Here is a 10,708-nt window from a genome sequence, read left to right on the forward strand (position 1 = left end):
TTTAGAAGGTAAAAGGAATTACAAAAGAGATTTGGAACTGATAACCGTAATACTTTACATTCAACGGCCCTATAGGCGAATAATTAACCTCCAGCCGATAATGCACGATCTTACCCGGCACGATGCCCGTCATCCGATTTTTACGGATGGTAGTCACGATATCCAGTCCGATCTGTCTACAGCGGTTACGCACATCACGCACCCGTTCACGACCATTGCGCTCATCCACGATCATAATCGTGAAATTCATCGTATCCGTATTGTTAGCCGAATCATTACCCGACAATTCCCCATCCGGTTCATCCACCAACATCGCCGGAAACTTTGCAAAGTTGCGAAGCGCCTGGTCAAACTCATCCAAATCGTAGGGATCATCCAACACATAAAAACTACCGCGCTTATCTTCCGGGTTATGTAGAATAAGCGGATGTTCCTGCGCCTTGCGCTCCAAGTAATCAATTATTTCGGTAACCTCCATAATCCAAATATCATCATGTGCACGCGCGCGCGAAAGGACATAAAAAAAGCCTCCATGTTGTGGAGGCCATATGTTTTACTAAAAATAAAGAGTTTACCCACTCTTTAGCTTTACATTGTAGCAAGTTTTCGCTTTACCATAAACTTAGAACTGCACAATTCTCGTCCGGTTATTGAAAAGAATTTATTTTGAAGGTCGTGAAGATATTGAGATCGAACCAAAAGTGACCCTGGGAATCTTTTATCAATTAAAATAGTGTTCGTATGCCTTAATTCAGTTTCTCCCCACCATTTTGGCTTGATTTCCACGACTGTTTTCGCTTTTTTGTGAAAAAAAAGGTTTTCGCTCATTTCCACAAAATCGCAGTCTAATAAGATCTCCTTCGTAAGAGTAATTGCTATAATATCAAAAAAATCCTTTTTTACGATAAAGAATGTTCCTTCAACTACTATACTAACCTCATCACTGGAGACACTTTCTATTTCTGCCCAATCCCCATTTTTGTTTTTTACAAAATTACTGACTCTAAGGTCGGTAAATATCCTGTTCACGGTTACTTCAATTTAATAATAATAATTCAAATATAGTTAATTGCCCGAATTGATCAGTCAAGTAAAACGTGAAAAAAATTAAATTATTTTTTTTTAGCCGCTTCGTAGCTTTCAATCCTTTCACTCATATGCTTCAAAAACAAATACAAATTCGTTCCTTCCGTCTCCACGAACGTACCAAACTTACCACCACTATACGCCAGTATATGATCTTCTAAATCCTGAATGTCTTTTTTGCTAAGCGTAGTTATACCACCATCGCCCGATTTTTTATATACTACTTTGAATTGACGCTGGATATACGCCCGGCATCCCTCGTAAAAAATCTTAATAGCCAATAGTAGCGTTGGGTGCATCGCCCAGGAATATAATCGCGCCCGTCTCGCAACAGATCGATCCGATAATTTACACCGGCGATCATCACCCGTACCGCCGGTAGGCCGCCATAACGTAGCCGCGAGCAAATGAAGAAACTTATTTTGCCCCGTACGCTGGTACATATCATAATAAAGTTCCGTACGACGAAATTCCCCAATCGTGATATTCGAAAGCCGGTTCGCCGGACCATGAAACTTAAACCAACCGATCCGCACCACACCCAGCACATTCGAAGTAAGCGAATTGGTTTCCAGGAACGAAAGCGTGTGGCGGATCTGTACACGTAGCACGGGTGAAAGCTTGCTAAATAACCGAAGCGGAATCCGGTATAACGTATGCGCAGCCAAATCCATAGCCTCCGCCACGGTAAGCTCTAACCGCAGTATCCCACACCAGGTAAGTAAATCACGCCTAGATAACTCATTCCATCCATCCGCACCTCTGAATAAATGCTTTTTCTTCCCGTCTGTAATTTCGATTCTCATATCTAATTCGTAATTCTTAACTCCCACTAGCACTCCATTGTTCCCCTATCCATGCCGGGATCTTTTGTCCCAGGTCACGCATTAATATCTCCTGAAGGCGGAGCGATTCCGCCGTCTTAGTCTTACTGTACCACTTCTTAGGCGCACGGCTCACATACGACACATTCGCGCCATACGCACGCGCACCCACCGTATTCGCGCGGTTCGTTTTACGTTCATACGCTTTCACGCCATTACCCACACCCATATCGATAAAACGGCCATACATCGCAAATTTAATCATCACCGCGCCAACATCACCGCCGTTCATTTCCAGCATCCGCGTAAAGCTTCGGAACAAAGCACCCGTAACACCTATCTTCTTTTTATTCAATTGCTCCTGAAAACGTTCAACCGCGTACCGCGCCCAGTCGCTAACCGTCTGCCGTGGCACCAAATTCATTAAATCCTGATCCGTCATAAGTCTAAAATCTAATATCTCACATCTAATTACGCATTCGCCCGATTACGGATCCGCGCCACATCCTCCGCATGATCCTCCATTAACCGATTAGAAATCACAACTGGCTTTGGATTATCCATTTTATCAATCAGCTCCTTAAGCAGTAATTCTACACCACTATTGTCCACAGGATCACCACCATTCACATTCACGATCGGCGCTGGCAAACTCATCGTTGTGCTACGTTGCGATCGTTCAGCCTCAATCGCTGCTGGGTTCAACTGGATCCGCGCGCCATTACGACGCTGCGAGTTATAAAGCAGTGCATCTACGATCTCCCTATTATTCGCATACGTATTGCGGGAAAGAATCGGTTCACCACCTTCAATATTTCCCAACACCTTACGTCCGCTAACCAAATTAATACCACCCTGTGCATGCGACGGACCATCAGGAATAAAACCACCCTTCGCAAATTGCGGTGGTTTCTGTGAAGCAATTACAGCGATTTGCGCAGCACCGGCAATACCAGCGATACCAGCTAGGATAAAGTTTGGCAACGCCTTCGTGACCGCCAGTGCCGTATTGATCACGGCCGAAAGAAGATCCGCTTTTTTCTGTGCCTTCCACGCCTTTAATTTTTCAGCCTTTTGAAGCTTATCGTATTTGTCGTTTATGGCTTGCTTTTGCTTTTCCGTCAAATTTTTAGCCGATAGTTCCCTATCCCGGTCCGCATTTATCTGCGAAAGACGTTCCTGCGATTCAGCTGCTATATTATTAGATATAATGGAAAATGTTGCGTCCGCTATTGTCTGCGCTACATCCAGCGCCATTTGCTTGCGTTCCTCGTTCGCTTGCCGCTTTATTTCTGTTATTTCAGCCTCCCGATTTGCTTCATAAGCATTTATGACCTCTTTGAACGCTTCCGTTTCCTGAATTTCCGCACTATTCTTTTCTTTAAGTAGCTCAATCTCCCGGTTATATTTCAGATTAATATCGTTGATGCGCTGTGTACGTTTATTGATAGAAAACTTTTCGTGATCCTCTTCCAGCTTCTGCTTAACCTTAGCCAACCGTTCCGCCTCCCGGATCTCCGCGTCGCCCAGTTCACGCGCACGCTCCAACGCGATCGTAGCTTGCATCGCTTCACTATCGCCCGCATCTTTCAATAGCTTATCGTAATAATTGTTAATCCGGATCCGGTCTTGATCCAATTCAGATTGCAATTTCTTACCCATTTGATCGCGTAGCGTCGTGATCGAATTCATCAAATCCTCTTCCTGCTTCAATCGTAGAGCATCCAATGCGGCATCTTTATCCGTGTTTAGTTTCTTTATCTGTTCATCCGCCTTTGCTTTGTCTGCTTCCAATGCACCTTCCTTCGATTTAAACTCTTTAAACTTGTCAATCTTCTTTTGATAATCAAGATCCAGCTGTGCAATCTGCTTATCGTACTTATCCATCTGATCGATCAGCTGCTGTGCCGCAAACAATTCTTCCTCCTTTAAAAGCTTTTCAAAATGTTCCTTAGCTTGCTTTTCAATACGTTCTTGCTTTTCCTTTTCCCGTTTTTCTTTCGCGATATCGGATTTTGACTTCTTACCACCACCTCCAGTAGCTGTACCATCTTCCGCATTATTCAGCGCTTTCAGTTTTTTCGTCAACGAATCAATAGCTGCTTCCGATTCTTTAAACTGCTGTGCGCTTAGATTTCCGGATCCCTGGCTTTCCTTAATTTCCTTTATTCGCTTTTCAATTGCTTCCACATTTTCCAGTACAGCCTTAGAATGTTCTCGCATCGAAGTAGTATCAAAGGCCACGTTCGAACTATCGCCCATTTGTTTGAGGGAATAGTCAATAGCATAGATATCGTCTGTTACTTTTTTTAACAGATCTCTTTTTGCAATCAACTCCTCATTCGATAAATCACGCGTGATCATAGAACCGCCGCCTCCTCCCATACCTACACCGCCTTGAAACTCCGTTACCTTTTTTGATTCCAATTCACGTTTCAATTGCTCCGCGTGATCTTCTTTCCGCTTCTTTGCAATCTTACCTTCTTCAATTGCCGTTTTGTTAACTATAGAAAGGTATCGCTCATGTGCAGCGATATTACCGCGTAGCGTATCTGTATTTATCGATAAAGCATTCCCGTATGCATCGACCTCCGTTACAGCAATTGGCCATGCTTCTGACAGCTTTACGATGATCTTCTGCAATTCGACGTGCTCATCTTTATTTAGTTCCCCTTTTTTAGTAAGTTCATCGTATCGGGTAATAAGTGGGTCAAGGTTTTCAGTCAGCGTTTTAAGTTCACTTTCAGCTTTCATCCACTCGTCACGAGCCTTTTCAAATTCGGTTCGATTGTCAACTAAAGCTCCTGTGACTTCGGTCATCCATATCCTAAACCCACTATGCTCCCAAAGTTGATTTATCCGATTCCAGATCTTTTCGAGATTCGCAGCAAGATTGGTGTTCACCGTATTAAATTCATCTAAAACGGATGTTCCCTCGTCAAACGCTGCGCTTGATGTTTCCAAGCGCGTACGAACCAAATCAATATTATCGGCCATTGCACCCAAAGCGGCAACGCCCCTACCACCGGACACTTCTAAAATACCCATGTTTGTAGCCAGTGCCTGCACACCACCACCGGCAGTCTTAGAATTTTCCAGTACGCGCAATAGCGCCTCATTCGCATCGTTCAACAAAAGATCTGCAAATTCCTTAACACTCATTTTTGCGATTTTTGCGAATTTTGGAATATCGGAACCCAATCCAACGATAAATTGCCCGATCGCCGTAGACGAGGATTCCATGGACTGACCCAATTCATCCATCACAGCACCGTAAGCCAGCACAGTAGGCAAAGAAATATTAGCCGCTGGAGCTACACCCGCCAGGCGCTGCGCAAAGTCAATCAGATTCTTTTCAGCTGCCGTACCTTCCGCACCCAATGTGTTGATCGCGGATCCCACCTTAAGCAAAGCATCCTCTAATTCAAACTGATCCCCCAGCTTGAAGATGTTGACCAGCTTACCCAGCGAGTTTACAGCCTCTTCTACACCGCCTAGATCCTCACCCAGCGCAACCCCGATTTTATCCGCCGCACGTACAAATCCTTCCACATCCTTTTCCGATGAGTAACCCAGTTTACCCGCGACCTGCGCCAAACCAAGCAACTGGAGGTTAGCCGTCCGGGTATCCATCTTTTTGAATTTCTCATTCAGACGATCCACGGCATCTTCCGTCAGTCCAGTCGTTTTTTGAACGCCGGCAAAACTATCGGATAGCTCCGCATTTTTCGTAATAGCCGTTTTTATTCCATTCGTGATCCCGTAAAACACACCCGCAACCGATAATCCGGCTACAGCCTGCTTAGCTAGGTCTTTCATTTGATTGCCAAAAGAATTCACATTATCCTTTGCGCCGGCAATCTCTTTGCGCGCATCCTCCCAGGCTTTTTTCACCTTTTGGATATCGGCAACCTTTTGGCGGTACAATGCAGGATTGTCCGCCTCTTTCATATTATTGATCTCCGTATTAAGTTTATAATACGTATCCCGTAGCTCCTTTACTGATGTTTTGGCTTGGTTATTATCAATAACCAATTTTAACACACTCTCCGTATCCGTCCTCACCTTCGCCATAAAACAAAAATGTCCTTTCTACACGGCGGTAGAAAGGACATGAAAAGACAGGGAAAGCGCTATTTATTTTCTCCGAATCCCGAAATACCAAAGGATCCCCAACACAAAGATTAATGCACCTACCACGCCGAAGATAATGCCACGTCCGCTAGCTTCGCTCACAGTCGATTTATCGGCTACATATGCCTTACTTTCTTCTTTTACACGCAGATCACTTTCCTTTGCATACTCAAAATTCGATTGCCGAAATGCCTCCGCTATCCGTTCCGTATCGATATCGTTTTTCTGCTTACCATTATACTTCACATTGCCTTTAGCCCGCAGATTGCCATCCTTATCAATCGATATCTCATCCGCAGTTAGAACGTGCGTAGCTTCCGATTTATCCGTCGTGACCGATGTTTCCTTAGAATTATCCGATTCTTGCTTAGCACCCGTTTCCTTCGTATTATCCGATTTTTCGATCTCGTACGACTGTTTTGCGACGAACTTTTCCTTTGTGGACTTTTTAAACAATCCGCACCCGTTAATTAAGGCGCAGATCGTTATCAATATTAGTAGATTTTTCATTTTGCTCTATTGCTTGACGTAATAACCGGCACTCTTCGCGGAGTGCTTCCAATTCAATTTTCTGATCATGAAAAAGCAGCTGAAAGTTGGCGTATTCCTCCCGTACAGCGATCAACTCCTTTTTAGTCGTGTTTTCCCCTTCGATGGCCATCTTAAGCTTTTCCTTTAGCGCTTGAATAACACCATCCGACGCAATCAATTGCTTTTCCAATCGCTCCGCAATATCTTCCGACATCTCCAGCACTTTTTTCGCGTTATCGACAATGCCGCCATCCGTTTCCACCGATTCCTTTTTCTTACCGCGGACGTACACCCAAACCGTACTGATCAACCCAACTAACGCACCCCACAAGTTTGGAAGCACGTATTCCTGTAAAAACTGTTCCATTACCCGACCCTCGCTATACAGATCCGTGCAATCTCATCCGCCGCCCAGTGCTTCCAGTCCTCATGGTTTGCCATGTCGGTCGGGTTAGAAATAAATCCAACCTCCAACAATGCGCTGGATGCCTTCGTGTGCAAAATACCCAACCGTTTACGATTCGAAAGAACTTCCGATCGTACACCACGGTTCGGAATCCGCAGAATCGTAGATACAAACTCCACGATATCTTTTCCAAATGATTTGGACTTGTCACGCGCACCATCTGCCACAAACACCGTCGCCCCCGAAGCTTTCGGCGATGCCGCCGCATCAAAGTGAACATCCAGCAAGTAATCATCCGCCGTCGCTACTGCGTTAACCTTAGCGATCACCTGCGTCAGGGTATCCCTATCATCATCAATCCACAAAATAGTACCGGGCGATAACTGGCGGATCCGCGTCGCGATCAGATCCCGCATTTCAATCGTCAGTTTGTTTTCCTGATACCCATTACCACTAGCGCCCGGATCCTTCAAATGATGCCCCGCTATTAAAAAAATTACCCCCATATCACCCTCACATTTTAAATTAATATTCCCCTACATCAGGTACACATTCGAATCCGCATCATTAAATCCCTCCATAGGATAGATCACCTTTTCGCCATACAACGGAAAATGCGTTGCATTAGCATTCAGCCATTTTTTAGCCGTCACCATATTACTTTCGCCAGTGGTGGTCAATTTCACCATCAGACTATTTAAATTTCGTTGTGTCGGGAAAGATTGCCCCTCAATATTATCCGAATTACTTCCCAACGCCGTCACCGAAGATTGGTATACCCCCGAATCCGATACCTGAACCATCCGATACGGGATCGATTCCGACAAAGCCAGCGGACCTATGATCCGGAGCCAGTAACGTACAAGCTTCTTTTCGATTTCGGAAAGTCCACCCGATAATAGTTTTGCTTTGATATCCACCACCAATAGCTCCCCGAAATTAGACCCCAGCATATCATCCTCCACAAAAGCGATTTGCGGTTTGATCACCTGGAATAAATCCGACGAAATCGATAGCCCTGCAAAAGATGAGAATTCAGTGGACGAATGAAAGAGCGTATTCAAATACAATCGGCGTTCACTCGATCCGCCCCAAATCGGAAAGTCCACTTTTTTACTTTCCATAATGGAGATCAGCTGTTCGAAAGCCGTCCAGCCGCGTTCCTTCGCATCACGACGAAACATCAGTAACTTCTTATCCGATGCCGGCAATTTCTTATCCGTTTTAGAAACGTGGATACCCGAATCGGAGATCTGTACCGCCCCACTACTGGAATACTTATCCAGCGTTAAATTCACGATCGCCCGGCGCATCGCATCCAGTGCAGTAGGATTCGCCAATATTTCCGGCGCTGAAGCTTCACCCACGATCACCAACAGCGCGTGTTCCATTTCTTTTAGAAAGCTTAGCAAACTTTCGATGCTAAAATCAACCGTTACCGCGCTGCACGCATCCTTTATATGATCATCATTGGTTACAAACAACATATTATTTTATTTTTCTACGTTTCCACTCCGCACGTTGCGCTTTTAATAACTTCCTTCGTTCCCCCCACATAAGCCTATCGTTAACATGTGTAATAATTATTTGTAATGATTTCTTAATTTCTTTACGGACATCCGTTAAATCGAAATCTCCACCCCATGGACGGTAGTCGAGATTAAATAATTGAGGAGCGGTGAAGGTCGGAAAAGAGACCCCCGCACGCATGGCAAATGGATCCACGTTTTCAATAGGCGCACCCTTTGGTATAAAAGTTCCAACACCATATATGCGATGAAAATATGTTCTTACCACAGCATCGTAATCCAATCCCTCGTCAATAATGATTGTCGAGATATCGCGTCCCTGCAATGTACCCCTATAACTATAATCACCTCTTAACCAAGGTAAGAACTTATTTTCGACGGGATTAATAGGTTTGATCACCCAATCCGCGGGTATCAAGCAAGCTTGTGGTTCTTCTGCTGTTGGTTTATTCATATCTTAATACTTAATACTAATTCACTACTTCATTCGCAGTTTGATGGTTTTTGTCCAGCGTTTCCAGTTCGATTTCAGTCGTTTTAAAGCAAAGCCCAGGATACTTAGCAAGCCATCCGTTATATTCAGCGATAAAATAAAGAGGTTCTAAGATCACATCACGGTATGGTTGCAATAATGCCACATAGATATTAAAAGCCATACGCTTATCCGATCCACCTCCGCCGCCCAGCTTCTTCCCCGGTCCGTCACCCACGAGCGTAGGATCTACACCCAGTGCACGCATTAAATGCTCCGAAGCTTCGCGACTATCTTCTAAGTGATTACCGTCAAGTTTCAATTGCTCTACCGGCTTAATCTCCCATCCGGGCAATGGCTTACCATTATGATCGTAGACGATTTCTGCCAATATGGTTTTGCCCGCATTATCAGCACCCGTCAGCTGGTCATTGATTTCCTTAACCTTCGCTTTCTTAATCGCCGTTTTATCTTCCGGGCTCTTTTTCCCCCAATCTTTATATGCATTCGGCCAATAGTCCGCAGGGATATAGAGAATATGCGTTACCGATAACATCCGTTTCATTACCGAAACTTTTGTTTTCGGGATATTTTTAGCGATATCGTACCACCCCGACGCTAAGAAACCGTTCCATTTTGCCAGCTGGTAATAATTATGACCCGGACTAGGATAGGATATCGGGTATACAAAAGATTTTGCCTTAGAGTTCCGAACCTCATCAATACTCGTATTTGAGTATGGATCTATTACATCGTAAGTAATAGTTTCCTTATCTTTTGCTTTTGCTTCCGGCCAGTTTGCGTTTACAAAACATTTAAGTATACGCCCCTTAGCATCCATTTTTGACCATCGGCAATGCGATGCATCCTGCGTGCCCAGGTAAGCGATTGTTTTTTCGTCTATCGATTTAATCAATTCGGGAAATACATTCCAAAACCAAAAGAAATCCACCGCCGCTTCGCGCATATAGCGCTTAAATCGTCTATCTTGTAAAAAGGCATCGATATCCGCATCGCCCACAGCCTTCAAAGCCCATTCGCCTTTTTCCGAATCAAAGAAACGCTGCATAGCCGAAACTTCGCGACCCTGTAACGCTCGTGACTGCCAATCCATTAATGGAACCAGTTCTGTACTCAGTTTCGCAGCTTCGATTATTTTTTGCGGAAAATCGTTTTCTTCCCCCCAGTTTGCAATCTCGCTTTGATCCTGTTCTTTTTTAACCGGACTAGCTGGAGGCGCAGATAATGGGGCTACATTCGTAGGCCCCATATCTACCAGCACTCGCCCCTCACAAATCAACGCATGTTGATCGCCCACATATTCAACCTCACTCATCCCATCTATTGCGTTAATAACATCCCATTAAACTTTATCACCAAATGCGGGTGGATTGTCGTAATCCGATCACTGTTTTTATGACGTATATTCCGCGTCATGTTTGCAAAGTGATTCGGATTACGCGCTTTATCCCTTTTCGAAGGACCACCCACAAAAACGGCTTCATCATATGTGATTTTCTTCCCTCCAGTATCCTTCTTAAGATCTGCTGTCACGAATGTGAGCGAAAACGGGATCAGTTCCCTGTCCTGTCCGCGCATCATCATCGTATTCAGCATATCCTTCACACTTATGAAACTATCCATAATCAAAGATGCCTATACGTGCATGGCTAAGAAAGGACACCCCACAAAAGGAAAGTAAATCCTACGCAAAACATTCCAGTGA

General features: G+C 44.5%; 12 protein-coding genes. All 12 read right to left on the bottom strand.

The window, feature by feature from the left end; all coding sequences use genetic code 11:
- Position 1: 1 nt before the first annotated feature.
- The 12 genes from FAZ19_RS19655 to FAZ19_RS19710 all read right to left on the bottom strand — a co-directional run bounded on the left by FAZ19_RS19655 (position 2) and on the right by FAZ19_RS19710 (position 10,626).
- Positions 2-478, bottom strand: a complete 477-nt coding sequence (locus FAZ19_RS19655; protein ID WP_136822472.1) for a hypothetical protein — start codon at positions 476-478, stop codon at positions 2-4.
- Positions 479-588: 110 nt separating this feature from the next.
- Positions 589-1,029, bottom strand: coding sequence for a hypothetical protein (locus FAZ19_RS19660; RefSeq protein WP_136822473.1), 441 nt, complete (start codon positions 1,027-1,029; stop codon positions 589-591).
- Positions 1,030-1,112: 83 nt separating this feature from the next.
- Positions 1,113-1,892: a hypothetical protein gene (locus tag FAZ19_RS19665; RefSeq protein ID WP_136822474.1), complete on the bottom strand. Its 780-nt coding sequence runs from the start codon at positions 1,890-1,892 to the stop codon at positions 1,113-1,115.
- 16 nt (positions 1,893-1,908) lie between these two features.
- Positions 1,909-2,352, bottom strand: a complete 444-nt coding sequence (locus tag FAZ19_RS19670) for a hypothetical protein (RefSeq protein ID WP_136822475.1) — start codon at positions 2,350-2,352, stop codon at positions 1,909-1,911.
- Between the two features lie 29 nt (positions 2,353-2,381).
- Entirely contained in the window at positions 2,382-5,984 is a 3,603-nt protein-coding gene (locus FAZ19_RS19675; protein WP_136822476.1) for a phage tail tape measure protein, read from the bottom strand.
- A gap of 63 nt (positions 5,985-6,047) precedes the next feature.
- On the bottom strand, positions 6,048-6,554 hold the full coding sequence (locus FAZ19_RS19680) for a hypothetical protein (RefSeq protein ID WP_169305714.1): 507 nt from the start codon (positions 6,552-6,554) through the stop codon (positions 6,048-6,050).
- Positions 6,511-6,942 carry a hypothetical protein gene (locus tag FAZ19_RS19685; RefSeq protein WP_136822478.1) on the bottom strand — a complete coding sequence of 144 codons (432 nt, stop codon included), beginning with the start codon at positions 6,940-6,942 and terminating at the stop codon, positions 6,511-6,513. Before FAZ19_RS19685 ends, FAZ19_RS19680 begins: the two co-directional genes overlap by 44 nt.
- The gene (locus FAZ19_RS19690; protein WP_136822479.1) at positions 6,942-7,487 is read right to left on the bottom strand and encodes an N-acetylmuramoyl-L-alanine amidase; all 546 of its coding nucleotides are present in this window, start codon (positions 7,485-7,487) and stop codon (positions 6,942-6,944) included. The genes FAZ19_RS19685 and FAZ19_RS19690 overlap by 1 nt, the downstream gene beginning before the upstream one ends.
- Positions 7,488-7,517: 30 nt before the next feature.
- Positions 7,518-8,468, bottom strand: coding sequence for a DUF6712 family protein (locus FAZ19_RS19695; RefSeq protein ID WP_136822480.1), 951 nt, complete (start codon positions 8,466-8,468; stop codon positions 7,518-7,520).
- A gap of 1 nt (position 8,469) precedes the next feature.
- A complete protein-coding gene (locus FAZ19_RS19700) occupies positions 8,470-8,964 on the bottom strand; it encodes a hypothetical protein (RefSeq protein WP_136822481.1) in 495 nt (164 codons plus the stop codon).
- Between the two features lie 16 nt (positions 8,965-8,980).
- Complete coding sequence (locus tag FAZ19_RS19705; RefSeq protein ID WP_136822482.1) at positions 8,981-10,318, bottom strand: hypothetical protein; 1,338 nt, start codon at positions 10,316-10,318, stop codon at positions 8,981-8,983.
- Between the two features lie 5 nt (positions 10,319-10,323).
- Complete coding sequence (locus tag FAZ19_RS19710; RefSeq protein ID WP_229707649.1) at positions 10,324-10,626, bottom strand: hypothetical protein; 303 nt, start codon at positions 10,624-10,626, stop codon at positions 10,324-10,326.
- Positions 10,627-10,708: the final 82 nt, after the last annotated feature.

It is taken from the genome of Sphingobacterium alkalisoli, from assembly GCF_005049105.1.
Taxonomy (GTDB): domain Bacteria; phylum Bacteroidota; class Bacteroidia; order Sphingobacteriales; family Sphingobacteriaceae; genus Sphingobacterium; species Sphingobacterium alkalisoli.

Excerpts from the sequence above, each read along its gene's own strand:
- FAZ19_RS19655 (WP_136822472.1), bottom strand. The coding sequence starts at position 478 with ATGGAGGTTACCGAAATAATTGATTACTTGGAGCGCAAGGCGCAGGAA.
- FAZ19_RS19665 (WP_136822474.1), bottom strand. The coding sequence starts at position 1,892 with ATGAGAATCGAAATTACAGACGGGAAGAAAAAGCATTTATTCAGAGGT.
- FAZ19_RS19670 (WP_136822475.1), bottom strand. The coding sequence starts at position 2,352 with ATGACGGATCAGGATTTAATGAATTTGGTGCCACGGCAGACGGTTAGC.
- FAZ19_RS19675 (WP_136822476.1), bottom strand. The coding sequence starts at position 5,984 with ATGGCGAAGGTGAGGACGGATACGGAGAGTGTGTTAAAATTGGTTATT.
- FAZ19_RS19680 (WP_169305714.1), bottom strand. The coding sequence starts at position 6,554 with ATGAAAAATCTACTAATATTGATAACGATCTGCGCCTTAATTAACGGG.
- FAZ19_RS19685 (WP_136822478.1), bottom strand. The coding sequence starts at position 6,942 with ATGGAACAGTTTTTACAGGAATACGTGCTTCCAAACTTGTGGGGTGCG.
- FAZ19_RS19690 (WP_136822479.1), bottom strand. The coding sequence starts at position 7,487 with ATGGGGGTAATTTTTTTAATAGCGGGGCATCATTTGAAGGATCCGGGC.
- FAZ19_RS19695 (WP_136822480.1), bottom strand. The coding sequence starts at position 8,468 with ATGTTGTTTGTAACCAATGATGATCATATAAAGGATGCGTGCAGCGCG.
- FAZ19_RS19700 (WP_136822481.1), bottom strand. The coding sequence starts at position 8,964 with ATGAATAAACCAACAGCAGAAGAACCACAAGCTTGCTTGATACCCGCG.
- FAZ19_RS19705 (WP_136822482.1), bottom strand. The coding sequence starts at position 10,318 with ATGAGTGAGGTTGAATATGTGGGCGATCAACATGCGTTGATTTGTGAG.
- FAZ19_RS19710 (WP_229707649.1), bottom strand. The coding sequence starts at position 10,626 with ATGGATAGTTTCATAAGTGTGAAGGATATGCTGAATACGATGATGATG.